Below are 25,657 nucleotides of genomic sequence, written 5' to 3' on the forward strand. Positions count from 1 at the left end.
TTGCTAAAATACGCTCCATCAAAACAAAGTGGTGTTTAAAAACTTTTTAGTTTTCTTGCACTACACATTCAAGCCTAGCTTGGATGAAGGTTCAGGGTCGTTAGCTCAGCTGGTAGAGCAGCGGACTTTTAATCCGTTGGTCCCGCGTTCGAATCGCGGACGACCCACCACTTAATTGTTTTGACCTGTAAATGGATAGCGATAGAAAATTCTCAATTTTCACAAATATCGAGTAAAGCAGCGCTTTACACATCCTTGCTCAGGGTCGTTAGCTCAGCTGGTAGAGCAGCGGACTTTTAATCCGTTGGTCCCGCGTTCGAATCGCGGACGACCCACCATCTTCATGTTTCAACCTGTAAATAGATACCGATAGAAAATTCTCGATTTTCACTGATATCGGGTAAAGCAGCGCGCTTTACACATCTCGCTCAGGGTCGTTAGCTCAGCTGGTAGAGCAGCGGACTTTTAATCCGTTGGTCCCGCGTTCGAATCGCGGACGACCCACCATTCTTTCTTAGGGCTTCTTTCTGTACAGTTAAAGTACTACAATAGAAACGAAACCTGCAAACGTTCCGACCAAGACCAAACATCTTTATTAGATGCTTCGCCATTCTCGAAATTTTGCTTCATCTTTTGTTCTGGTTTAATCATGTTTTAAACAAGTTCAGGGTTGTTAGCTCAGTTGGTAGAGCAGTAGACTCTTAATCTATTGGTCGTGGGTTCGAACCCCACACAACCCATCAGATTTTTAAGTCATTTACCCCCCTTTAAATAAGCTCAGTTGAATTATTTTTCTGATAACTGCACATTCTAATCAAACGGATTGTTTTATCCTTCAATGATGGCGAAGCATCAATACTCAAATATCGACTGAGATCTTAGTCGGTTTTAGCTTAAAACAACCAAGCCAACAATCACAATCAGATGACACGACCGAACTGAATAGCTAAAAAGCTTTTATTCTTCTTGTCGAACGAGTAAATACCAAATCATCGCTAGCAAGATAATACTCCCCTGCTTGACGAGTCATAACATTCCCCCTCCCAAACAATATAAAACCGTGCCCAATAACCAAGATTGCGCACGGTTTAATTATGCGTATGACTACTCAATTAAAACAATCCACGGAAATTTACCCAGTGGGTTATTGCTGTTGAAGGATAAAATCTGCGGCACGTTCACCAATCATAATACATGGCGCATTGGTATTGCCTGAAACAAGATCAGGCATAATGGATGCATCAGCGATACGCAGATTATTAAAACCAACGACTTTAAGCTTTGGATTGACCACACTCATTGCATCAATCCCCATCTTACATGTTCCCACAGGATGAAATACGGTTGCAGCATATTCACGAACATAAGCTTGATAATCTGCATCAGTTTTAACATCAGGTCCGGGTAAGATTTCTTGACCATTGAACGCCTTAAATACATCTTGTTTTAAAATACGCTGTGCCAGTTTAATTCCTTCGATCAGCACGTGCATATCTTGTTCTTTTTCAAGGAAGTTATAATCAATCTCGATCTGCTTTTGGGCATTCACACGTATTTCACCAATGCTCTTTGGTCTTAAAACACAGGTGTGGATTGCATAGCCATGCCCCCATTCAAACAGACGACCACGATGACTCCGATACCCCGGAACAAAGTGAAATTGCACATCCGGTAAATCTGTTGCCAGTGGTGTTTTTGCAAAGCCCCCTGCTTCTACATAGTTGGTGGTCAACCAGCCTTTTCTTTTGAGTGCATACTGGAATGGTGCGGGCAGTATAGATGCCAAAGCCCCAACAGAAAAACCCAGTGTTTTTGAGCTATTTGTTCTAACGGTCACCAAACCATCAATATGCTCTTGCAAGTTTTTACCGACCCCAGGTAAATCAACCTTGCATTCAATACCGGCGTGTTCCAACTCAGATTTCGGACCAATACCAGATTTCATCAATAATAACGGCGAAACAAAAGCACCAGCTGAGAGGATTAACTCTTTATTGATTCTGATATCAAAATTTTGTCCTTGTCGTTGCACATGAATCGAGTGTACTTGCCCCTCACTATGATGAATACGCTCAACCTCGCATTCAGTCACCACTGTAAGGTTTGAACGTGTCAATATTGGCTGAACGAATGCTTTAAAGCTGGATAGACGCTGACCATCACGTTGAGTCACATCATATATCCCCACACCTTCGCTTGATGCAGCATTAAAATCTTGATTCTCTTTTAGATTGAGCAAAGTAGCAGCTTGGATAAAGAGTTTAGATAATGGGTTCGGATCTTTCGGATGATCAACAAACAACTCGCCCTCAACACCATGAAAAGCCAAGTCTTGCTGAATGACATTTTTTTCAGAACGTTTAAAGAAGGGTAAAACCTCTTTCCAGCCCCATCCAGCACAACCTTTCGCTTCCCAATTGTCATAATCAGAGGCATTTCCGCGAATATAAATCATACTGTTCATTGAACTTGAACCGCCGACCATTTTGCCACGTGGGGCATGGATTTGACGATTATTCAAACGTTTCTGTGGGGTAGAAAAGAAATTCCAGCTGTATTTTTTACTCTTATATAACGTGATCGTTCCTGCTGGAATCTGAATGCGTGGCGAATTATCAGCAGCGCCTGCTTCTATCAAACAGACACGGGTATTAGGGTCTTCACTTAGTCGATTAGCAATCACACTCCCCGCCGAACCCGCGCCAACGATGACATAATCATAGCTATGTTGCTGTAATTGTTGATTGTCTATTTCAGGTAATGTGCGTTTATATAACATTGCCACAACATAATACAATGGGCTAACCACCAGTAAACCAACCGCCCATGAGATATCCACTTCACCCAATAATTTAGCAAGCGGACCAACATACAGCGGTGTAGATAAAAATGGAATCTGAATCAAAATCCCAATCACATAACAGATTAATGCAGGCCAATTGAAGTAACCATAAATCCCACCATCCGGTTTAAAGAAAGATGGCACATCATATTCAGTATGATGGATAAAGTAATAATCGATGAGGTTGATGGCTGTCCATGGAATCAGTACACACATGAGCAAGAGAATAAAATTGACATAACTCTCGACAAAGCTTTCCGAACTTGAAACAGATAAGAACATCGCCACACTAAATAAGCTTAATGCCACTATGGTTCTGGCAAGCACTCGCGGTGACCAACGGTGAAAAATCGTTTGTAGAATAGTGATGCTCGATAAAGTACCACAGTACAAATTCATCGAGTTTGTGGCAGCAATCCCGAGAGAAAAGACGATAATCAAAGCGGTACTGAATAGACCGGACCCGGTTAAGTAAATTAAGCCTTGAATAAAGTCACCACTATAGGCACGAGCAACAGTTAAGCCCAAGATCATTGAAATCAGTGAGCCGAGTGAACAGCCCCAATAGCTTGCCCAAAATGCAGTTTTTGCCCCAGTCGCTTTAGGCAAATAGCGGGAATAATCTGATACATACGGGGCATAAGCCAACTGCCATAATGCGGCAATGGATAAGGTTCCCATAAAGCCAATGCTTGAAAACGTTCCCAGCTGAAAGAAATCTTGGGGGAAGTATTGCGAACTAAATACACGAATAAAAGCAGCAAGCAGCATTAAACCTGAAAGTACCGCAAGGATTTGGGTGTATTTATGAATGAGTTTATAACCAAAAATAACTGCAATCAGACTCCCAATCGCAATAATCGTAATGCCTTGTACCTTGGAAATCGGCTGATAAATTGTATGTAGCGCTTCACCACCAACCACCAAATTGGATGCATAAAAACCCAAGTACATAATCACCACGACGCCAACAACAAGCAAAGCCCCATAGAAACCAAATTGCCCGCGTGTCTGAATCATTTGTGGCACTGCAAGTTGTGGGCCTTGCGCAGAATGCAGTGCGACAAAAATCGCACCAACAAGATTGCCTAAAACCAATGCCATTAAGGCGGAAAAGAAACTCAGATTAAAAACTGTAACTGCCAATGAGCCGGTAAACATTGTCAATAACATAATGTTTGAGCCAAACCAGATCGTAAATAGATCGCGTGCGTTACCGTGACGTTGATTTTCAGGAATTGCCTGAATCGTACTACTTTCCATAGTTGTGATAGACATAGGAATCCATTCCATAAATAAAAAAGTTATAACCAATCTTAGGATCGGCTTAAATTTTTATATTCAGTATCAAGCCTTTAGTTTTTTTAAAGTAAGACTAAAAAGGACTGAATAGCATAGTTACTCAATCGTAAAGAGATCAAAATCATTTGCGAAATCACCTTAAAATTTCAAATAAAGACCATCTAATATGTTAAAAATATTGAGGTCAGAATAATCACGAACAAATTAAAGGAAAAATTATCTCAGGCCTGTATTTGTTCGATATTCAATATCGACCTATACATCAGCTTGGGTACCACTTGAATTGAATAAAAACGATGGGTGAAAAGCAGATCATTGATCTAGGGTTAAAAAAGTAATTTATCGTTCAAAAGAATTTTTTATTAAAAAATAATTACATAAATAATCATTAAAAAAATTTAACTCAATTGGATAAAAGTCATCGTTATACCCAAGCGATTCAGATTTTTTGAGGCATGTGTTCTGAATATTCTATTATCTCTTTATAACATCACTACTTAAGATAACAAAAACAAAAATGCGTCGTTGATCGACATAAAAAAGGATTTTGGAATAATCCAAATTTTTACGAAAAGGAAATCAATATGATTAAACCAGTAATTTTATCGGTAATGCTGACAACAATGGCGACTCATTCTGCTGTGGCCACAGAAACGGGACATTCATCAGGTCTTAGCTTAAGTGGTTCTGCTGCACTGACAACGGACTACCGTTTCCGTGGTCTATCCCAATCTCGTAATGATCCTGCAGTACAAGGGACCTTTGTACTGTCACATGATTCTGGTTTATACGGCGGAATCTTTGCGGCCAATACGGACTTCGGTGGTTCAACATCACCACATTTTGAGTTTACCTCATATATTGGCTATAACACTAAATTCATTTTTTTTGAACAGATTAAACCAACTCTAGATTTAAGCTATAACCGATTTAGCTATCCGGGTTGGTCAGATTGGGCATGGCATGAGTTTTCTGCACGTTTAACCATTGATAACGTATTTTTGGTTAAAGATAGCCTCCTCACCAATATTAATTATAGTGATGACTATATTGGGTTTGCAGGTGATGCATGGAACTTCACCCTAGGCTATTCAGTACCATTGGCAGAAACAGGTTTTGGTCTGACGTCAAGTATTGGTTATTCCATCATCCAAGATAAAGGTGCATTGATTGATGTTGATGCCGACAATTACGTCGATTGGAAGCTTGGGGTGAATTATCAATTTAAAACACTTGAAGGTTTAACTGCGGAGTTATCTGCGGTTGGTACCAATTTGAATACCGATCAGCTCTCTAAAAGTGAAAAACGTACAGTAGCAAACGGTGCAATTTTTAGTTTAACCAAAGCGTTTTAATATTGCATTTTTAAACGATACACAATGTTTAACTACTATCTGGTTTTTAAAGATTTGTTCAATTTAAAAAATGCTTTCTGAGATGATCATTCATTTCAAAACTTTAAATTTTAAAGGTGTCATTCTGGTGGGTTATACCCTAAAGCCCCACCAGATTGTTTAATTATCAATTTTTCTAGCTACCAATTTTTTAACTACTAATTTTTTAACTACTAATTTCATTAATTATCAAATTTCTTTAACACATAAGCTTTTGTTGGTGCAGTATGGTGTTGACTAAAATAAAGTCGATTTTCTTCAGTGCCATTGACTATTTTATCAATATCCATCACCAAGTCATTTTGTGCGTCCACGTTGTAATAGAACTGAATACCTTCAATTCGATTAATCACAATTTCATGATTTACTTCATCATAGGCCCAAGTATTTTTTTGATAACCACGGTTCGGTTTTATATCACTATTTTCATAGGTCATTTTACCCATATACACAAAGGTACGATGTGCAGTACCGTCTGGGAGTAAGTTAATAATAAACTCCGCATTGCCTTTTTCGCACTTGGCAAAAGGATCTTCACAACTCATTTGTACATGATAACGTCCTACAAATGCCTCAGCTTTTGTGGAAACCACGTCACTTTGCTGGCCTTGCCCTTTCATTTCTACCATTGCAGGCAAGGTGGCTTGACCCGCGAGATCGGTCAGTTTTTTCCCTTCACTTGCATTGGCACGTGGTGGCGTTTGTTGCAAAGCAAGTTCGCTGGATGAATTTTGTGTGTCAGATGCACCTTGTTGTTTATCATTTGATTTTGAGGAATCGCAAGCACTCAGTACTGTACAAATACTGATGCCTAAAATTCTAAAAAAAATTACTTTATGAAAAGTTAAATACATAAATCCAAATAACCCAATTGCACCGTGCCAGACACATCAAAAATCAATGTGTATATCTATATCTTATTGCGTTGTGCCGTTTCTCGAAATCTTAACGCTGTATTTTTTACAAAAGTATAAAAAACATATTTATCACCACCGCCACCTAGATCGGATTGGACACTTTTTACATTATTTTGAATGATTTAACTGGCGTTGTTACACAGTCTTAACAATTTTAATTGGTGATTCACTTGAAGAATCAAACAGAAACGCCACTATTTACTTATATGAATTCATTTTTAATTTTTTAATCATGAATGATGATGAATAACTTTAAGGAGATTTAAATGGCCAATTCTGGTTTATATCGTTCAAGCCGACACAATATGATCGCCGGTGTAATGGGCGGTATTGCTGAACGTTTTGGTTGGAATGTCACATTACTACGAATTATTTTCGTAATTGTTTCATGTTTGAGTGCAGCTTTTCCAGGTATTCTGGTGTATTTGGTGCTTTGGTTAATTATGCCAAAACAAAACTTGCAGTTAAATGAACCGCAAAGCTATGAACGCCCTGTACGAACTATTTATGAAGAGAAAACCCATTAATTGACTTCGATTTAAAGATATGACCCTTTTCAGCTACAACAGTTCCCCCAAACTGCTGTAGCTTTTTTTATGCCGCATCATTTTTATACAGCTTCATTTTTAAACGGTTTTATTTTTAAACGGTTTTATTTTTAAACAGTATCATTGTGAATTATTGAGTTGTTGCTGTAGTGCTGCGATCATATCTGCGCGACTAATGATCCCGACCATTTTTTGATGATCAACCACAGGGATATAATTAAAAGAGCGTTCAACGAAATAAGGCACTAAGTCTTGAATCGGTTGTGTCGGCTGTACAGTGACCACTTGTCGATTCATAATTTGTTTGACCAAATGTTCCCAAGGGGCACGCGCATCGGCAGCGCGTTTAAACCACTCTACAATTTCATACAATGCCAATGTGCCAACCAATTCCCGATCAGCATTGAGCACGGGCAAACTCATCAAATTCACATGTTTAAACTTATCTAAAGCTTGGTGAATATCATCTTGTTCATCCAAGCTCAGCACATCTTTGCTCATAATATCTTGGCAAAGGTATTGATGTACTGCCCTTGCATTGGCCTTTGCTTGTGCTTCTAAAATGATTTTTTGTAAATCATATTCACTAATATCTAAAAGCTGTGTCTGTTGCTCTAACACATCTTGAATATCTTGCGGTTGAATGGTGACTTTCTGTGTCGGGGTTGGATCCTTCGAACGTGTATTAAGCTGTGCAGCTTGTGGATATTGCTTTCCCAACATACGATTAAAAATGATCGCAATCACCAGCAGCAAGACTGAATTGAGTAATACTGGGTAAAAGATAAATTGATAACCCAACTGGTGAATAGATGCACCACCCAATACGGCAGTAATCGCCACTGCGCCACTTGGCGGATGCAATGAATCTGTACTCATCATCAAGAATATCGACAATGCAACAGCAACACTAAATGCCTCGGTTGGATTGGAAATAAAGATGGCACAAGTCACGCCGACTAAACCTGCGATGGTATTCCCCACCACCATATTCCAAGGTTGTGCTAAAGGGCTTGCGGGTACAGCAAAAAGCAATACTGAGGACGCGCCCATCGGTGCGATATACCACGCATTAAATCCACCGAGTACATACCAACTGATCAATGATGACACTGCTAATCCAAGCAGTGCACCAACACCACAGACTAAACGATCTTTTAGCGGTAAAACTTTAAAATTGGGTTTTAAGGTATTTAACCATTCAAGTTGCGTATGAAACACGACAGTCCTGCGCTTTAACACGGTTTAAAGTGTGAATTATACGATGTTGTGGTTATAAGATATATTTATTATCTATCTTAAATGGATAAATTTTTCGCTGATATTTCTCATTTACTGATTTTTCACTGGGCATATTCAGTCAATTGATCAAGTCTTTTCCCATATTCTCGCATTGGGCAAAACGCATACATGGGTGAACCAATATAACTTCCAGCATTTTGGCACTCCTGATCAACATAAGCTTTCCATAAGCGTTGTGATTTCATGATGTCGTTATAACGTTCTGGCTGATGGTTTATCTGACTCTGTTTTTTGATCTGATCGAGAACTTTGACAATTTCTTTTTCATAATATGCCCTTCTCTGGTTACTACATGATTCAACCACGGCATTGTTGATGTTGCCTAAAGCCAGTTTTTCGATGGTTTGTTCAACACATTGGTTATATACATCGGGTGAAGCAGCACTCTGTTCTGCATAAGCCGATATTGAACAAATAGTTGTAGATAAAACCATCATGATTGTGCATGCTCTTATCATATTTATTCCTTTGTTGTTTTGATCATGGCTCAATATAGCAATAAATCGATTTTAAAGGCTTTGTTTTTAGCACCCAGTCTGAGCTTAATCCTATTGATCGCGTTTTTTCTTTTTATGAATCATCAATATGATATACAGTCTTTACTCACAATATTTGGTATCAGCCTAATCGTTTATCTGATTTATTGCATTCTTGTCATTCCAATTGCTTATGTCATTTCACTTTGGCTTGCACATCAATATTGGCTTAATTTTTTCAGTATTTTCGCCGGCTCACTGTTGATGTGGTTAATTGTCAGCATCATTGGCTATCTGGTTTTTACTGGGTCATTGCCTACACCGCTATGGAAACTATTGAGCGATTGGTTTTTTTATGCAATTTCTGTATTTGCAGGGTGCTGTTATTGGGTTTTGTTAAAAGTATTCTCCAGACCATCATTCACGACTCACGATAATGTAGATAAAACTGATTACTAAAAATCTCCTCTGGATCATATTTTTTCTTCAAACTAAAAAAGGCGTCCGTTTGCGGATAGGCTAAACGCATCTTGTCGCGACTTACATGTAAACGATAAGGCAAATAAAATGTGCCTTGGTTTTTAAGTGTAATATCAACCAATTGCTGAGTCAGTTGTTGCATATCCTGCTCTTGTTGTGCGGTCTTCTTTTGATTAAACAGAAACACCAAGCCAAAAACATCCTTTCGGGCATAATTCATAAATGCATCATGATCATGTTCAACTTCACGAATCGTGATATTGAGTAGATCCACTTTTTTCGTTTTTAAAACAGGCTTGAGATCTTGAATAAACTGAGCCAAGTGCTGCTTTGGAATAAAATATTCATGCAATAGATCGGTTGAATGGATATCTTTATTTTCAATCAAGGCGGCATCTTCACTGAGAATTTCATTGCGACTAAACGTCGCATAAGGCGATACTGAATTCAGGCTACTTTCTAGATCCCAGCGTAGTCGTTTGCCGTATTCACTATCGACAGAACCACGAAACACAATCCGCTTAGTTTCAGCGTTTTTACTTTGTTGTTGTGACAATGCTAAGGGTTTTTTATCAATTTTTTCAAAATAGTTTAAGGTTGCCTGCTGTAAAAAATGCTTATCTGAAATACGTAACCGACCATAAGCAAATTGTACATCTGGATTATTGCTGACAATCTTTTGGTACGCGTTTACATAGTCTTCAGGTAAAACTGAAATTGATTGGAATGTTAAAGCGACATTATCTACAACTTTTAATTTTACATCGAGAATAATGCCAAATAATCCATAGCCACCAATCACCAATTTAAACAGTTCAGGATGTTCTGTACGACTACATTTTACAATCTCTCCCTGTGCATTCATCAAGGTAAATGACTCAACACTGGATGAAATCGGGGGTGAATTCTTTTGCCAACCATGCCCATTGACACTGATCGAACCGCCAATCGAGAAATTACTAAAAGATTGCATCACTGCAATTGATTTACCATAGCGGTCTAAATACTGAAGGGCCTCTTCCCATGTTGCACCCGAGCCAATCGTGAGAATATTGCTCTTCTCATCAAAGCTCATATGGTTATAGGGCAGCATATTCAGTGCAATACCATCAGGGTAAATCGTATGCCCACCCATACTGTGCTTAGCCCCCGCAATCGAAACTTTTAGATGATGTTCACTTGCATATTTAAGCAAAGTTTTAAGTTGTTGTTGAATCGCTTCGGGTGTACTTTCTACATCGACAATTTTATGCACTTTTGTCAAATTAAGATGACTGGCATCATCCCGATAGCCTATAGGAATATGCTCAATTCCCTGTTGCTCATTGATTTTTGTTTTAAAAAGATGAATCGCAGGAATAGAAATAACCGCTAATAGAATAAGGAGAAGGCTTAGCCAAAGTTTGTTTTTCTGTGCTTTTTGCATAATGAATGATTTAAAATGTTTTAAATTTATTCAATAATTTATAAGCTATAAATATTAAAAAAGCAAAATACCGATAAAGTTTGTCAGCGATCAAAATCATCATTTATAATGACTTCCAGCATAAAAACAATATCTTAAAATAAGGAGAATATATGGCTTATATTATGGTGGACATCGAAGCAGATGGCCCAATTCCCGGTGATTACTCAATGATTGCGCTAGGTGCAGTGTTGGTCGAAGATCATTTACATCAACAATTCTACGGTTTACTTAAACCAATTTCCGAAAATTATATTCCTCAAGCGCTCGCAGTTTCAGGCTTTAGTCGTGAAGAAACCTTAAGCTTTAACAATCCTGAGCATGTTATGAAAGACTTTGCCAAGTGGGTGAGTAAAGTCAGTAAAGATCGCCCTATCTTTATTAGTGATAATAATGGTTTTGACTGGATGTTTGTCTGTTGGTATTTTCATCATTTTACTGGCAATAATCCCTTTGGATTTAGTTCACAAAATTTAGGCAGCTTGTATAAAGGACTGGTCAAAGATAGCGTTCTAAGTTTTAAGCATTTGCGTAAAACAGCACATACCCATAACCCTGTTGACGATGCCAAAGGCAATGCAGAAGCGTTATTGGCAATGAAAAAGGACTATGGATTGAAGATTAAGTTTTGATTGGTCTTTTCTAATTTTGCTACAGCCCAATAATGATCTTGTGCATTTTATCACCCTCTAAATTCGCCCCTATGATTTCTAAATAATTCACTTACTTAACATTGAATAAAGCATTGTGACATCGTCATGATGAACTTCCGACATTCAGTTTTTGCAGCGCCATTTACCTTTATAAAGTTCATGAATATAATTTTTTTATGTTAATATCAAATATATAATTTAACTTATTTAATTTTTACGAATGAACAAAATAACCCATTTCATCATTTTAACTTCTTCGTTTTTCCTTGCTGCATGTAGTACATCAAATGAACCCGTAATTTTAGAAACAAAGCAAATTGCAATGACGGGCGAACCATCAAGCACACTTGAACTTACGCTGATTAAAAAAGATAAAATCTGCATCTTAAAAGCAAAAACCACTTCTAAAAATACACCAACAATAGAAAAAGATTGGGCTTTTTTTAGGGACGATCTCATTTTAATATCTGAAAATTCAAGCTCGGAACCCGTAATCAATAGCGATGCTCCAGATGCAAAAATTGAAGAGCACATTGAGGAAATGAAAATAAGAAAAGAGGCCAAAGAAATGAAAAGTTTTATCTCAAAAGAAAATCTGAAAAAATGTACATAAGTTGATCTACGATAAGAATCAATATTTATAGACTAACCTTTGCCACACCTCCCCAAAATCCTTATACTTAGAACCAATTTTTTCTAATACTTATAGTGGATGCTGCATGAGTCGCGCCATATCGCATATTGATACATTCCAAGGCTTAATTCTTGCCTTACAAAACTACTGGGCTGAACAAGGTTGTGTGGTATTACAGCCTTACGATATGGAAATGGGCGCAGGGACATTCCACACTGCAACATTCTTACGTGCACTTGGGCCAGAAACATGGAACGCAGCATACGTTCAACCCTCACGTCGTCCTAAAGACGGTCGTTATGGCGAAAACCCAAACCGTTTACAACACTACTATCAATTCCAAGTGGTGCTTAAACCCAACCCTGACAATATCCAACAACTGTATCTAGACTCTTTAGAAGCGATTGGTATTGACACGCTTACACATGACATTCGTTTTGTAGAAGACAACTGGGAATCTCCAACATTGGGCGCTTGGGGCTTAGGTTGGGAAGTGTGGTTAAACGGTATGGAAGTGACTCAGTTTACTTACTTCCAACAAGTTGGTGGGGTCGAATGCTACCCAGTCACAGGTGAAATCACTTACGGTCTTGAACGTCTGGCAATGTACTTGCAAGGTGTTGATTCAGTTTATGACTTGGTTTGGACCAAAGGTCAATTTGGTACAGTCACCTACGGTGATGTGTTCCATCAAAATGAAGTAGAGCAATCAACTTATAACTTTGAATATGCCAACGTTGAAAAAATGTTTGAACTCTTCGATTTTTATGAAGCTGAAGCAACCCGTTTAATGGAAGCGGAACTTCCACTTCCAGCATATGAGCAAGTCATCAAAGCATCACACAGCTTTAACTTACTCGATGCACGTGGTGCTATTTCTGTCACTGAGCGTCAACGTTATATTTTACGTGTGCGTACTTTGGCACGCTCTATTGCACAAAGCTATGTGGCTGCTCGTGCCAAACTCGGTTTCCCAATGGCTGAACCGCATTTACGTGACGAAGTGCTTGCACAGTTAAAGGCACAAGTTGAAGCAGAAGCAAAAGCTGAGGAGAATAAATAATGTCTAAACATACAGTTTTATTCGAACTTGGCTGTGAAGAATTACCGCCTAAAAGCTTAAAGACCTTACGTGATGCGTTACAAGCTGAAACGGTTAAAGGTTTAAAAGACGCAGGTTTGGCATTTGATTCAATTGAAGCTTATGCAGCACCACGTCGTTTAGCATTAAAAATTGTCAATGTTGATGGTGCACAAGCAGACACTCAAAAGCGTTTTGATGGCCCTGCCCTACAAGCTGCTTATGATGCAGAAGGCAAACCAACCAAAGCCTTAGAAGGCTTTATGCGTGGTCAAGGCATTACTGCGGACCAAGTATCAACTTTCCAAGCAGGTAAAGTTGAAAAAGTTTGTTATTTAAAAGATGTGAAAGGTCAAAGTCTTGACGCTTTACTTCCACAAATTTTACAAACAGCACTGGATAATCTACCCATCGCAAAACGTATGCGTTCTGCGGCAAGCCGTACTGAATTTGTTCGTCCAGTGAAATGGGTCGTCTTGTTAAAAGACAATGATGTGATTGATGCAACGATTCAGGATCATAAAGCGGGTAATCTGACCTATGGTCATCGTTTCCATGCCCCTGAAGCAATTTCATTAACAAATTCAGATGATTATTTACCGAAATTAAAAGCAGCACATGTCGTGGCTTCTTTTGAAGAGCGTCAAGCGATCATTGACCAACAAGTTAAAGCTTTGGCTGATGAAGTCAATGCGATTGCCATCGTTCCTGCTGACCTACGTGATGAAGTGACTGCATTGGTTGAATGGCCTGTTGCGTTACGTGCAAGCTTTGAAGAACGTTTCCTTGCTGTACCTCAAGAAGCTTTGATTACCACGATGCAAGACAACCAGAAGTATTTCTGTTTGGTCAATGCAGCACATAAATTACAGCCTTATTTCATTACTGTTTCCAATATTGAGTCTAAAGATCCAACTCAAATCATTGAGGGTAATGAAAAAGTTGTACGTCCTCGTTTATCTGATGCAGAGTTTTTCTTCTTACAAGACCAAAAGCAACCGCTTGCTTCTCGTAAAGAAAAATTAGCCAATATGGTCTTCCAAGCACAATTGGGCACACTTTGGAACAAGTCTGAACGTATTGCAAAATTGGCTGTGGCGTTATCTGCAATCACGGCTGCAAATCCTACTGATGCTGAAAAAGCTGCACTGCTTGCAAAATGTGACTTAACTTCAGAGTTAGTCGGTGAATTCCCTGAACTTCAAGGAATCGCGGGAACTTATTATGCACGTATTGAAGGCGAAAATGATGAAGTTGCTGAAGCTTTAGGTGAGCAATATTTACCTAAGTTTGCTGGCGATGTGCTACCAAAAACGAAAACAGGTACAACCATTGCCCTTGCTGATCGTTTAGATACCCTCACAGGTATTTTCGGGATTGGTCAAGCACCGACGGGTTCGAAAGATCCATTTGCTTTACGTCGTTCTGCGATTGGTATCTTGCGTTTGGTGACTGAAAATAATCTTGATGTTTCGATTGAAGAACTGATCAAGCTTGCTTTGGCTGCTTATGGCGATGTATTGAAAGATCATACGAAGACTTTAGCCGATGCTGTCGCATTCCTTGAAGGTCGTTACCGTGCTAAGTACGAAGACCAAGGCGTTGCCGTTGATGTGATTCAGGCTGTTCAAGCACTTTCTCCAAAATCTCCACTTGATTTTGATAAGCGTGTGACAGCGGTAAATCATTTCCGTAACTTGCCAGAAGCTGCTGCTTTAGCTGCTGCCAATAAGCGTGTTGCCAATATCTTGGCAAAAGAAGCTGCACCTACAGGTGAGATTGTTGAAGCTAAATTGCTTGAAGATGCTGAAAAGGCGCTTTATACCGAGATTCAAAATATCAAACCTGCGGTTCAACCACTTTTGGACGCGAAAGACTACACCACTGCACTTTCTAAGTTGGCTGCGCTTCGTGCACCGATTGATGCATTCTTTGAGAATGTGATGGTTATGGCAGATGATGCAGAACTCAAAGCAAACCGTTTACGTTTACTTGCACAGTTACGCGACTTGTTTACAAGCGTTGCGGATATTTCGGTGTTACAGCACTAAGTATGACGATCTATAGTAATTCTCCAATTACTATCGCTATTCTCAAGCTCTTTCAAGAGCTTGAGAATTACATATTAAAAAATCATAAGAATTTACCGCATGGTGCTGTAAAAGCATTTATTTTTGGTGGTTGTGCATTTCATATTCATACCAATGCTCGTGGTAGCAATGATATAGATGCTGAAATTCAAGCAATCCAGCAATTAAAGAAACACGATATAGTTGTGTTTTTAGAAAATAATAACGTTGAATATTTAGATGATAATAATCTTGAAACTAATTTAGAGTTTGATCGTAGTTTTAACACCAGCCTTGCATCTGTCGACCCTGACTATCCTGAAAGAGCGATTCCATTAGTTGCCAATCGTATTGTTGAAGTTTATTTAGTATCTGGTTTAGATTTAGCCATTTCAAAACTTGCTCGTTTATCTGATAGAGATATCGAAGACATCAAAGAATTATACCTTAATGGTAAGTTTTCTCTTGAAGCGTTTAAAAAATCAGCGAATAATGCTGAAATGTACTATGCGACTCCTGAACAATTACACTCGAATATTCAATATATCGTGTCAATCCTTTCGGAGTTAAGAGGCTAACTCATATGATGAATCAGGTAGAGTTTGAACACGCTTTAAATACGTTGTTAAAACAACCATTATCATCGGCAACATTTAGTGAAGTGAAACCAGTTGCTGAGGCTTTACTCTATTCAGAGCTTTTACCTTCTATAACAAATAATCTAAGTACGCTTGAAACACGCCGTTTAGTTTTCTTACTTGAAAAATTTAGACGCTATTCATGTTCTAGCGTATCCCGTAGACAACAGTTAAAGTCTTTTTCAAATGATTTGTCTTTACAGACCACTCATCTTGACTCAAGCCACTTGGTTGATCCTTTAGCGCAAAGATTTGGTTTAGATGAAGATTTAAATCATTTAAAATCACAATTACTCACACTCCAAACACGCCATTATCATCAAGAGCATGGGTGAAAATCATTCGCTGTTTCCTCTTTTACATTAGGTGACGAATACGTTCTTTGAGAATCACGGGATACAGCGTTGGGAGCAAATTGTTTAAGTCTACTTATGCAGTTATACGATTTTTTATAAGTGTTGCGGATATTTCGGTGTTACAGCACTAAGTAGAAACATAAATTATAACCCGCTTTCGAGCGGGTTTATTTTTAGTCTCCGCTTTCCAAAACGCATAAATAAATGAAAACATAACAATAAAAATTAACAATCTAAAACTAAATATTCCCAATACATTGTATAGACTCAATTGATCAAGTTAAGTTTAAGATCAAAAGCATATGAATTCTAAAATATTATTATCTGTACCTTTAATCGCGATCGTCCTCACAGCCTGCTCAACTACACCCACCAATCCAAACGCTCCAACTGTTTTAGAACAACATAAAAATATCTCTGCTGAACCAAGCACAAAACATAACCTTGCCAAACTCATCAAACAAACAGACAACTGTGTCATCGAATTTACTGGCAACTTTGAAACAGGAAAAGCCACAGAACATTGGATTTTTAAAGGTGAGCAGCTCATCTCTGCATTTTCAAATGTAGATGCTGAAGTCGAAAATAAACAAACTGTTTTTGATCCAAAAGATGCTGAAAAGCTTAAAAACTTCAACTCACTTAAAAACAACTTTAAAACATCAAATCTGGAAAAATGTAATTAACCTCAACACTTCACTTTGATACGTTGTTGAGGCTAAAAGCGCTAACATGCACAATCATTTCGCTCTTTTAGCCACATAAATCACGGGATAAATCCAAACAAGGACGCCAATGAGTCCAATCACAGCAAATATGAAACTATTTGGGAGGTAATGATTAAACCAATAATAAATTTGATTTAAACCCAATTTAAACGAATTCATCATTGCATAGAGCATCGCAATCATCAGCACATGAGACAAAATCAAATGTCCAATAGATAGCTGATATTTCTTAAAATATTTTGCAAAATAAAGGCTTGGAATCAAATAAATTAAAAAAACCACGCCCATCACAATCCAACTCATTATTTGATGCCTGGAAGACAACTCATCACCACAGCCGCAGGCAAAACTGGGTTTTAAACTCAATATAAAGATGAGAAATATCAAGATTATTATATTTTTCATTATGATGATTAAATCAACAATTTAACCCAAAGCTTATGTCGTTTTTGTTTTAATAACAAGCTAGAAATTCTTACAGAAAATGCTTTTATCATCATTCGCATATTCTTATAAGCATCAGAATTTAAAAAGTAAAAACGCTCAAGTCCCCCAAACACATCTGGCCGTAACATTCATTCACAATTCTTACACTATTGTTAAAACTCTGTAGATAAGCTGTTGCTGTTTTATCTCAAAGACTATTTTTATACATATTTCACATTATTATAGGCAACACTCAAGCTTGAACTCATTCAGGTACAGGATAAAACTAATTATGAAAATGCTTAAAACAACAGTGATCGCCACAGCACTTCTTGCCAGCTCTCCTCTTTTTGCCAATACAGATGTAAGTGCAAATGCTTCTGCTGAAGTCGGAACCAATGGAGGCATTCTAAGCAACATTGGTCAAGGTATCCATAACACAGCAGACAAAGTGGGTAATGGAATTGAAAAAGGTGTTGATAAAACCCGTGATGTGTCTAAAGACGCTTGGGATGGCACCAAGAATACTGCTGCTAAAGTAGGTACAGGTATTGAAAAAGGTGTCGATAAAACCCGTGATGTATCTAAAGATGCATGGGATGGCACTAAAAATGTTGCTGATAAAGTCGGGACAGGTGTGGAAAAAGGTGTCGATAAAACCCGTGATGTATCTAAAGATGCATGGGACGGCACTAAACATGCTGCTGATAAAGTCGGGACAGGTGTGGAAACAGGCATAGACAAAGGTAAAGTTGCGACGAAAGGTGCGTGGGAAAATACCAAAAAACTAAGTTCTGAAGCGGGTCATAACACCAAAGAAGCAGCTGTTAAAGTAAAAGACAAAACCAAATCAGCAACAAGTAAAACTTGGCAGAAAACCAAGGATTTAGTTAAACCTAAACCAGCAAATACAGGTGCAAAAGTAAATTCACAAACCCATGTGAAAACACCAGTAGGTAGCGCTAAAGTCGCCGTATCTACAGACGCTAAAGTTGCTACAAAATAATTTAAATTTAATGCCCATTTAGAAAAGCTCACTTAGGTGAGCTTTTCTTATACATCTGCCAGCAATTTGGTATGCAATGTATACATATGTTTTCTTGCTGTAGGATTTTTCTTTCCATTTTACTTTTTATCTAAATAAAACAGTATCATAATCCCAATTAGCACTGAGCGAATCGCTACAATCATCATAAAGGGATCAAAACATCATGAAGATGATCAAAAGTCTATGTGTGATCACTGCAATACTTGCAACACCATCACTCTATGCGCAAACCAATACTCAAAATCAAACCCAGCCATATGGCGACAATCCAAATATTTTTAAAGTATTGGCACATAAGACCGGTGAAGCTGTACAGAATACCGCTGAAAAAGTAGGTGATGCGACCGAAAAAGGGATTCAAAAAATTAAACCGTCTTTGGATGAAACCATTGAAAATACCAAAAAATATACCACTGAAAAAGCCACTGAGGCTCGTGATAGTACCCGCCAAGGCATAGATACTGCGGTAAAAAAGGTTGAGCAAACCAAAGATCGAGTAATGGGTAAAACCAGTTTAAATGTACCGATTGAACAAGGCAGTTTAAGCCAATCTTCGACCACACCCAATACGGCGAATACTGTAACTGCTGCAACGACAACAAACGTTCAAAATACGCCGATCACCACACAACCTGTTCAACCCACAGTTCAAAATCAATTACCCAACAATGCGCAAGAAGAACCTGAAATTAAAAAACAGTCGTTACCAATCGAGAACCAAGAGCATGATGTCAACGCCAATACCACAGGCTCAAAAGACACCAACTCAACCAATACACAAAGCTCAACAGATGATGAGGTTGGTGTACCAAGATAAGCAGCTAAACACACTTAATCCGTTGATCTCCACACCTTGCGCTACCCATGTAAGCTGATAGCAGTAAACACATATAGCTGTTTAACTGTACTTTTTTAACGATGCCTTTTAATTGCGCCTTTTTTCATTGTGCTTTTAACTCGGCCCTTTAGCCATTCACCTGACGAATCGCTTTACCCTGCTTAAATGCCTCAAAATTTTCAAGCATTTGATTCACAATACGTTGACGTGCATCAACACTGCCCCACGCACTATGCGGTGTGATAATCAGGTTTGGAATATCTTGTGCAAGTAAAACATTACCTTGTGTCGGCGGTTCAACAGAAAGTACATCTGTTGCCGCACCTGCAATTTTGCCTTGTCTTAATGCGTCTGCTAAAGCCTGTTCATTAACGATACCACCACGCGCACAATTGATTAAGAAAGCAGAATTTTTCATTTTATCAAAGGCTTGAGTATCAATTAAATCACGTGTTTCCTCTGTTAGAGGACAATGCAGAGAAAGAAAATCGACTTGCGCAAGCAATTCGGCAAAAGGTGTTCGATCCTTATGCGTTGGTCGATTGGGTAATGATGCGACCAAAATTTTCATTCCAAAAGCTTCTGCCAACTTGGCAACCGCTTGACCAAGCTCACCATAACCAATGATGCCAAGGGTTTTTCCAGATAATTCGACAATTGGAAAATCCAGTAAGCAGAAAATTGGCGACTTGTTCCATTCGCCTTGTTTAACTGCATACTCATATTTAAGTAAAGATGTTGCTAATGCCAACATTAACGTCAGTGTATGTTGGGCAACTGCAGAAGTGCCATAGCCCTGACAATTACACACCACAATACCTTTTGATCGCGCAAAATCTAAATCAATATTGTTGGTCCCCGTGGCCGAAATCAAAATCAATTTTAAATTTTTACATTGTTCCATCGCCTCAGCATTCACAATCACTTTATTGCTGATCACCACGTCTACATCTTGAATCCGTGCTAGAACTTGTTCTGCTGTGGTCGATGGATAAAGTATTAAGTCATCAAAAGCTGCGCTTAACAGACTAAAATCCAAATCCTGTTTATCTAAAGATTCATAATCTAAAAATACAGCTTTCATTGCTTTTCCTTAATGATAGAGCGCCAGTTTTACACTTACGAAGCAGATGCTTCTGGAAAACCAAAAGAATTATTCTTTAAAGCCAATAAGTATGCATTGGTCATACGGTAGGCCTCTTGAATAATGGCTTCAGAAATATAGCTTTCGTTGTAATAACCATGCTTCATACAAGTAAAAACCAATTCCATTAAAATCGTCAATGTATCTGGCTCCTGTGGTACATATTCATCGACGTTAATCATTTCAAGTGCTTTTCGGACACCATGGCTGACCTTTTTTAATTCTATTTGGTATTCCAAATAAGCTTGCCGGGTAAAAGGTCCACTTAAAATCAACAAGCTTGCCGTTTCAGATTCATTAAAATATTTGGCAGTGGTACGAATCATACTTTCAGAGAGTAGCTGTCCGTATACTTCTATGGCTGCATTTGGATTTTCCGTCAACACTCGAACAGCAGCCTGTCCGAGTTGTTTGACTAAATCGTTTAAATGCGTCAGTGCAATATGACGAAAAATATCGTATTTCGTCGGAAAGAATTGATAAATACTGGTCCGCGGAACGCCAGATGCATTGGCAATTTCAGGAATCGAAATCTTTTCAATTCCAATGGATAACAGTAACTCTTGCGTGGTTGCCAGCATCTTATCCATTCTTTTTTGGGAACGTTCTTGTTTTGGTTGGCTCACCTTTTTCGTCATTTTTTTTAAAACTGACGTTGACGTTATTTTAATCATCAGATAATCTCTCATAAAAACCAACAAATGTTGGTTTTAAAAAACTTCCTTGTCGTACTACAAAAATATAGAGGAAACCGAAGATGAATTTACCCCTTTCCGATGTACAAATGTCCATACAAAGCAAAACTAAACTTTTTGCTGATCCAGAAGATGAACAACGTAGCCACCGAATTCGTAAAACAATTTTGGAAGCTGGAAATCAATTACGTGAACGTCATCCTTGGCTGGTTCAGCACCAAGACCAAATTGGCCTAGCCATCCTTGTAACAGCTGTAACAGGGATTATTTTCAATATAACACAATACACTCGAGGGAAAATGCCTTGGTATGTGGCAATTCCGCTTTCTGCATTTTGGATGTCGCTCTTACATGAACTAGAGCATGATCTTATTCACAAAATGTATTACCGTAAAAACAAAAAAATCAATGATGCCATGTTGGCAGCCGTTTATGCCTTTCGTCCAAGTACCGTGAACCCGTGGATACGTCGCGAGGTACATTTACATCATCATAAATCATCGGGCACTAAAACAGACTTAGAAGAACGTGGGATTAACAATGGTGATCAATAGGGCTTAAAACGTTTGCTGATGACTGGTGACAATATGCTAGCAATCTATTTACGCCCCATCACCATGATGAAAACCACCAAACGTTATATTCATGCGCAAAAGCATTTATCCCAAGCAGATAAACTCAAATTAAAAGCAAAGCTTTCTGCGAGTTATGCACCCTTTGGACATATTCATTATGCCCTATGGCATGGTTTCTTATTGATCAATGCTGCCAAATTAGCAATGAAAGCCACAGGCATAGCGCAACCTAAAAATAGCTTATGGAGACTTGCAGACAAAACTACAAAGTTTTATGCCGTTAGCATTGCAGCACCAAACTTCTTACGCACCTTAAGTCTACATTTTACCAGTTCCAATATGCATTATTATGGCGATGTTGAAGATGGCAATATCGTTCAGCAATGTCAGGTTTGGACAGATTGGCGGATGAAACCTTTACAGGCCTTTTGTTTTAATTTTGCTGGCACACATGCCATTCACCATTTTGTTGTACGTGATCCATTTTATATTCGTCAAGCCATTGCTCAAGACTGCTATCCAGTGATGCAAGAAAATGGGGTCCGTTTTAATGACTTTGGGACGTTTAAACGAGCGAATCGTAGGTTCTAAACTTGATAACTGGTATCTTCGTCTTATGAGTTGATAGAGACCTCTGGCATGGATCTTTTATATTTTAAAACACCTGATTACGCCTTATAGTGAGTTAAACAATCAACAAAAAGACCTTACAATGAATTGGACAGCTTATCCGTCACTTATGCTCGCTCTGCTTGGTTTTAGCTTATATTCGCCAGTCTATGCAAAAGTATATGTTTTACAATCAATAAATAACTTAGACGAAGCTGAGTTTAGAAGTTCTGAGGGAAATGAATTTAAACTGATTAAATTAAATCAGGGTTGCCGTATTCAAGCTCGATATTATTTGGAAATGGAAAATCGTGTGTTTAATTATACCTTCCTTCATCACCCCCCCATGAAGCAAAAACTGCTCCATGCCACGCAAAAAACCTTCCGTTATCATTATAAAGACGGTGAAGAAGGTTCTCTGGCAGCAGTGACTGATGTTTATCAACATTCCAGCGAAGTCTATAAAGTCAGTGATTTAGACGTTCAAAATGAATTTAAAAAATATACCGCTTTATTTCCAATCGCCTATTTAAAGCAATGTAACTAAAGCCGTATCTGTCTATTTAAATGGCTCAAATGTGAAATCGTTAGACACCAAATGGTGTTTCAGCTCAACCGCTGACTTTAAGCAACCTTAAAGTGGCAAAACTCATTTAAGCTTTCATCATCAAAACTCACCAAACCTTGAATATCGCAACTCATATAAAAGTTTTTATAGGTCAATACATAAAAGTCAGTGGTTTTTTTAATTACAATTGGATTCATATCCAAAGATAACGCTTCATCTTGCTTAAATAATTTGGTCACACGGCGATCATTCATACAAATCAAATAGGTCTGCTTTTTGATCTCGACTTGTGCCAAACCATTGTTTTCAACATGCAATGGAATAATGTATTTTCCATTCACATCAATCACTTGTTGATCATAGCTTTCTAGCTTTTGCGTGATCACGTTAAATACTAAAATATTGCCAAAACTGTCTTGTAGCTGCGTTTTATCTTCAAAAGCAAAATTGACTTGAATACCCAGTTTCTGCAAATCTTGCTCATCTACTCGTTTATTGGTTAATAAAATACGCGTAATGGTCTGCTTTAAACTGGCATCAAAGAAAGTACTATCCAGTTGGATATCTGTACCTTTTAGAATTTTACCCAAAGCCTCGTTATGTGTCCCCAATAAGTGAGCAATCACACTTCGATAATAAAATTTGCTGTTTTTCTTTACTTCACGAATCTGCTTATAAAAATAAGTTTGATCGTATTCACGTTCAATAAAATCATGTAGTAACGCAGAGTTGGCTAAAACTGCAATCGCATCATGACCAGTATACGGTAAATGTAACGTATGCAACTGAGGGATCAATGGCTTAATTTTTAAATAATGTTCTTTATCATTTTCAAAATAAGGGTCATAAACAATGATGTATTCACAGTCTGCAACGATATCTTGTGCCTGAATACGCATATCCGCATTTAATTCAGCATCATAGAAATCTGTATAACGCTTGTCCTCAACTTCTAAAGGATCGATTGAATATTGTGGAACCATGGCGACCACTCGATTCATTTTTAAAGCTTTGGCATATTTGATTGCCGCATAGCCACCCATTGAACCGCCATAACCCACGATATTTTTAAATTGTTTTAAAATGGGATCTAGATACTCTAACAATGCAGCCATACTTGACGCAGGAAACCAAGACTTCTGTTTTGGCATAATCCCGACCACGGCATAGTTATATTTCATCAAAGACTTTTCAGCATTGATGGAAAGTCCTTTAGCTCTAGAAATCAAGTCACCAAATGACAGGACTAAAGTGTCAGAATCGCCTTGTAAATAGATTGCTCTAATATGATCATCTTCAAAAATTATTTGCTTATCCATTCGCACACCGAGCACTAGCTCTATCATTGGCTGAAATTAAATAAATAGGCACTTGCCTATTGATTGCTTCAAGTGTCATATTTTATAGAGTCTAGTCAGATAAAAAAGCGCAAAATATGACACATTCCCTACATCCTGCTGCTCAAAAAGGCTTCAGTACTGCTGCTGAACTTTATCAGCAAGTCAGACCCAATTATCCACAAGACGTGGTCAAATGGTTAAAAGAAGATTTAGCCCTAGGCCCAGATTCAAGCGTTGTTGACTTAGGTGCAGGTACTGGAAAATTTCTCCCTTACCTCAAACAAGCAACGCCCAATATTATTGCTGTCGAGCCCGTCACAGAAATGTTGGAACAATTGAAAATAGTACATCCTGATGTACAAACGCTTCAAGCAAAGAGTGATCAAATTCCGTTAGAATCTGAAAGTATTGATGCTGTTTTGTGCGCGCAGTCATTTCACTGGTTTGCCAATATTGAAACCTTGAATGAAATTCACCACATTTTAAAACATGAGGGTCATCTTGGTTTGGTCTGGAACCAGCGCGATGAGACGATAGATTGGGTTAAAGCATTGGCAGATCTGCTCGCAACGATCGAAGGAGACACACCACGTTACCATAGTGGGCAATGGAAATTGGCGTTTGAAAATCAATTTTTATTCCAACTTGAAACAGCCAAAGTCTTTTCACAAGTACAAACTGGAACCGTGGAAAATGTGGTCAGCAAGCGCTTATTATCCACCAGTTTTATTGCAGCGATGCCAGAACAACAGCAACTCGCGCTGAAACACAAATTCGAACATATTGTCTTGGAATATACGGGTAAACATGCGCAAGATGAAATAGACTTCCCTTATGTCACCTATGTTTATAACTTTAGGAAACTGCGCTAATCGAAACGCTTTAATGAGGAATGTTTATCATGAATTTAATACTTCGCCCTTTACTCCTTTCAGGTTTACTTACATCCGTCGTTTTCATGGCAGCATGTTCTCCTAAAGATAGCCCACAGCAAAACAATTCATCTGAACCTAAAGATGCCTCTCAAGAGATCATGGATCAATTGAAAACCAAACCGATTAAAAGCTTTCCAAGTACACCCGACGATGCTCACGATATCGCATTACTTGAAGAGTATGATCAGAAATTTACCGAAAATAATAATGCTTTAGAAGCTGACCTAAAAAAACGTGCAACAGATGGCACTCTTACCGAAGAAATAGATCGTCAGCTCAAACGTGATGGCATTGAATCTGCGCTGAATATGCTTAAACAACTGGATCTAAAAACCGAACAAGGACGCTATATTCAAGGGTTACGCTATCAATATTGGGAAAATCAAGCCAAAGTCTATGATGAGAAAAAGCAATCTGCAGATGGTGAACTGAAAAATCCAAGTGATGCAGTCAAAGGTATGGGAGAAATGTTAAGCGCTGATGAGCAACTTGATCATTGGAAACAATTAACCGATAAAAAATAAAAAAACTAATGCTTTAATCTTCTCTTGTGCCAGATCAAATGGCACAAGAGAAGAATCGCTGATCATGTTT

Annotated in this window: 25 protein-coding genes and 4 tRNA genes; 20 read left to right on the plus strand and 9 right to left on the minus strand. The window is 38.3% G+C overall.

Translation table 11 applies throughout. The features are described from left to right. The first annotated feature begins 94 nt into the window (after positions 1-94). The 4 genes from L3V46_RS19550 to L3V46_RS19565 all read left to right on the plus strand — a co-directional run bounded on the left by L3V46_RS19550 (position 95) and on the right by L3V46_RS19565 (position 740). Positions 95-170, plus strand: a tRNA-Lys gene (locus tag L3V46_RS19550). A 92-nt stretch (positions 171-262) separates the two neighbouring features. After that, positions 263-338, plus strand: a tRNA-Lys gene (locus L3V46_RS19555). A 93-nt stretch (positions 339-431) separates the two neighbouring features. Beyond that, positions 432-507: transfer RNA gene (locus L3V46_RS19560), tRNA-Lys, on the plus strand. 160 nt (positions 508-667) lie between these two features. Continuing rightward, positions 668-740, plus strand: a tRNA-Lys gene (locus L3V46_RS19565). Positions 741-1,144: 404 nt separating this feature from the next. Here L3V46_RS19565 and L3V46_RS19570 read toward each other — a convergent pair. Next, positions 1,145-4,120: a cytosine permease gene (locus tag L3V46_RS19570; protein ID WP_239046544.1), complete on the minus strand. Its 2,976-nt coding sequence runs from the start codon at positions 4,118-4,120 to the stop codon at positions 1,145-1,147. A gap of 608 nt (positions 4,121-4,728) precedes the next feature. Between L3V46_RS19570 and L3V46_RS19575 the strand changes: the two genes are divergently transcribed. After that, the gene (locus tag L3V46_RS19575) at positions 4,729-5,499 is read left to right on the plus strand and encodes a TorF family putative porin (RefSeq protein WP_239046545.1); all 771 of its coding nucleotides are present in this window, start codon (positions 4,729-4,731) and stop codon (positions 5,497-5,499) included. 221 nt (positions 5,500-5,720) lie between these two features. On the opposite strand, the gene L3V46_RS19580 is transcribed toward L3V46_RS19575, so the two are convergent. Next, positions 5,721-6,392 (minus strand): hypothetical protein, encoded by a 672-nt coding sequence (locus L3V46_RS19580; RefSeq protein WP_239046546.1) that lies wholly within the window; start codon positions 6,390-6,392, stop codon positions 5,721-5,723. Between the two features lie 329 nt (positions 6,393-6,721). Here L3V46_RS19580 and L3V46_RS19585 point away from each other — a divergent pair, with 329 nt between their 5' ends. Then, a complete protein-coding gene (locus L3V46_RS19585; protein WP_004818733.1) occupies positions 6,722-6,982 on the plus strand; it encodes a PspC domain-containing protein in 261 nt (86 codons plus the stop codon). A gap of 141 nt (positions 6,983-7,123) precedes the next feature. Here the strand turns inward: L3V46_RS19585 and L3V46_RS19590 are convergent, their stop codons facing one another. The 3 genes from L3V46_RS19590 to L3V46_RS19600 form a co-directional block, all read right to left on the minus strand. Next, positions 7,124-8,224, minus strand: coding sequence for an HPP family protein (locus L3V46_RS19590; RefSeq protein ID WP_004818732.1), 1,101 nt, complete (start codon positions 8,222-8,224; stop codon positions 7,124-7,126). A 122-nt stretch (positions 8,225-8,346) separates the two neighbouring features. Next, the gene (locus tag L3V46_RS19595) at positions 8,347-8,763 is read right to left on the minus strand and encodes a lysozyme inhibitor LprI family protein (protein WP_239046547.1); all 417 of its coding nucleotides are present in this window, start codon (positions 8,761-8,763) and stop codon (positions 8,347-8,349) included. Between the two features lie 439 nt (positions 8,764-9,202). Further along, complete coding sequence (locus L3V46_RS19600; protein WP_239046548.1) at positions 9,203-10,687, minus strand: FAD-binding oxidoreductase; 1,485 nt, start codon at positions 10,685-10,687, stop codon at positions 9,203-9,205. A gap of 152 nt (positions 10,688-10,839) precedes the next feature. Here L3V46_RS19600 and L3V46_RS19605 point away from each other — a divergent pair, with 152 nt between their 5' ends. The 7 genes from L3V46_RS19605 to L3V46_RS19635 all read left to right on the plus strand — a co-directional run bounded on the left by L3V46_RS19605 (position 10,840) and on the right by L3V46_RS19635 (position 16,843). Continuing rightward, positions 10,840-11,358 carry a 3'-5' exoribonuclease gene (locus L3V46_RS19605; protein WP_004818726.1) on the plus strand — a complete coding sequence of 173 codons (519 nt, stop codon included), beginning with the start codon at positions 10,840-10,842 and terminating at the stop codon, positions 11,356-11,358. A gap of 241 nt (positions 11,359-11,599) precedes the next feature. Continuing rightward, the gene (locus tag L3V46_RS19610) at positions 11,600-11,992 is read left to right on the plus strand and encodes a hypothetical protein (RefSeq protein ID WP_004818725.1); all 393 of its coding nucleotides are present in this window, start codon (positions 11,600-11,602) and stop codon (positions 11,990-11,992) included. A gap of 106 nt (positions 11,993-12,098) precedes the next feature. Beyond that, positions 12,099-13,076, plus strand: a complete 978-nt coding sequence (gene glyQ, locus L3V46_RS19615) for a glycine--tRNA ligase subunit alpha (protein WP_004718182.1) — start codon at positions 12,099-12,101, stop codon at positions 13,074-13,076. Then, positions 13,076-15,145: a glycine--tRNA ligase subunit beta gene (glyS, locus tag L3V46_RS19620; RefSeq protein ID WP_004818723.1), complete on the plus strand. Its 2,070-nt coding sequence runs from the start codon at positions 13,076-13,078 to the stop codon at positions 15,143-15,145. Before glyQ ends, glyS begins: the two co-directional genes overlap by 1 nt. Before the next feature lie 2 nt (positions 15,146-15,147). Continuing rightward, entirely contained in the window at positions 15,148-15,741 is a 594-nt protein-coding gene (locus tag L3V46_RS19625) for a DUF6036 family nucleotidyltransferase (protein WP_239046549.1), read from the plus strand. A 5-nt stretch (positions 15,742-15,746) separates the two neighbouring features. Further along, positions 15,747-16,136, plus strand: a complete 390-nt coding sequence (locus tag L3V46_RS19630) for a hypothetical protein (protein ID WP_004718187.1) — start codon at positions 15,747-15,749, stop codon at positions 16,134-16,136. Between the two features lie 323 nt (positions 16,137-16,459). Continuing rightward, on the plus strand, positions 16,460-16,843 hold the full coding sequence (locus L3V46_RS19635; RefSeq protein WP_239046550.1) for a hypothetical protein: 384 nt from the start codon (positions 16,460-16,462) through the stop codon (positions 16,841-16,843). A 54-nt stretch (positions 16,844-16,897) separates the two neighbouring features. On the opposite strand, the gene L3V46_RS19640 is transcribed toward L3V46_RS19635, so the two are convergent. Beyond that, positions 16,898-17,188, minus strand: a complete 291-nt coding sequence (locus L3V46_RS19640) for a hypothetical protein (RefSeq protein WP_239046551.1) — start codon at positions 17,186-17,188, stop codon at positions 16,898-16,900. Between the two features lie 415 nt (positions 17,189-17,603). Between L3V46_RS19640 and L3V46_RS19645 the strand changes: the two genes are divergently transcribed. Beyond that, positions 17,604-18,317, plus strand: coding sequence for a hypothetical protein (locus L3V46_RS19645; RefSeq protein WP_004818715.1), 714 nt, complete (start codon positions 17,604-17,606; stop codon positions 18,315-18,317). Positions 18,318-18,522: 205 nt separating this feature from the next. Next, entirely contained in the window at positions 18,523-19,176 is a 654-nt protein-coding gene (locus tag L3V46_RS19650) for a hypothetical protein (protein WP_239046552.1), read from the plus strand. 148 nt (positions 19,177-19,324) lie between these two features. Here L3V46_RS19650 and L3V46_RS19655 read toward each other — a convergent pair whose 3' ends face one another. Next, positions 19,325-20,281, minus strand: a complete 957-nt coding sequence (locus L3V46_RS19655) for a 2-hydroxyacid dehydrogenase (RefSeq protein ID WP_239046553.1) — start codon at positions 20,279-20,281, stop codon at positions 19,325-19,327. A 35-nt stretch (positions 20,282-20,316) separates the two neighbouring features. Then, the gene (locus tag L3V46_RS19660) at positions 20,317-21,015 is read right to left on the minus strand and encodes a TetR/AcrR family transcriptional regulator (RefSeq protein ID WP_004818708.1); all 699 of its coding nucleotides are present in this window, start codon (positions 21,013-21,015) and stop codon (positions 20,317-20,319) included. An 83-nt stretch (positions 21,016-21,098) separates the two neighbouring features. Here L3V46_RS19660 and L3V46_RS19665 point away from each other — a divergent pair, with 83 nt between their 5' ends. The 3 genes from L3V46_RS19665 (at position 21,099) to L3V46_RS19675 (ending at position 22,767) form a co-directional block, all read left to right on the plus strand. Further along, positions 21,099-21,590: a fatty acid desaturase gene (locus L3V46_RS19665; RefSeq protein WP_239046554.1), complete on the plus strand. Its 492-nt coding sequence runs from the start codon at positions 21,099-21,101 to the stop codon at positions 21,588-21,590. A gap of 33 nt (positions 21,591-21,623) precedes the next feature. Then, positions 21,624-22,202, plus strand: coding sequence for a fatty acid desaturase (locus tag L3V46_RS19670; RefSeq protein ID WP_239046555.1), 579 nt, complete (start codon positions 21,624-21,626; stop codon positions 22,200-22,202). 121 nt (positions 22,203-22,323) lie between these two features. Beyond that, positions 22,324-22,767: a hypothetical protein gene (locus L3V46_RS19675; protein ID WP_239046556.1), complete on the plus strand. Its 444-nt coding sequence runs from the start codon at positions 22,324-22,326 to the stop codon at positions 22,765-22,767. A 77-nt stretch (positions 22,768-22,844) separates the two neighbouring features. On the opposite strand, the gene L3V46_RS19680 is transcribed toward L3V46_RS19675, so the two are convergent. Then, positions 22,845-24,134, minus strand: a complete 1,290-nt coding sequence (locus tag L3V46_RS19680; RefSeq protein ID WP_209828168.1) for a hypothetical protein — start codon at positions 24,132-24,134, stop codon at positions 22,845-22,847. A gap of 89 nt (positions 24,135-24,223) precedes the next feature. Between L3V46_RS19680 and L3V46_RS19685 the strand changes: the two genes are divergently transcribed. Beyond that, the gene (locus tag L3V46_RS19685) at positions 24,224-25,000 is read left to right on the plus strand and encodes a class I SAM-dependent methyltransferase (RefSeq protein WP_239046557.1); all 777 of its coding nucleotides are present in this window, start codon (positions 24,224-24,226) and stop codon (positions 24,998-25,000) included. A gap of 29 nt (positions 25,001-25,029) precedes the next feature. Beyond that, the gene (locus L3V46_RS19690) at positions 25,030-25,587 is read left to right on the plus strand and encodes a hypothetical protein (protein WP_004818703.1); all 558 of its coding nucleotides are present in this window, start codon (positions 25,030-25,032) and stop codon (positions 25,585-25,587) included. Positions 25,588-25,657: the final 70 nt, after the last annotated feature.

Origin of the sequence: Acinetobacter sp. AG3 (assembly GCF_022343575.1) — a bacterium.
Taxonomy (GTDB): domain Bacteria; phylum Pseudomonadota; class Gammaproteobacteria; order Pseudomonadales; family Moraxellaceae; genus Acinetobacter; species Acinetobacter guillouiae.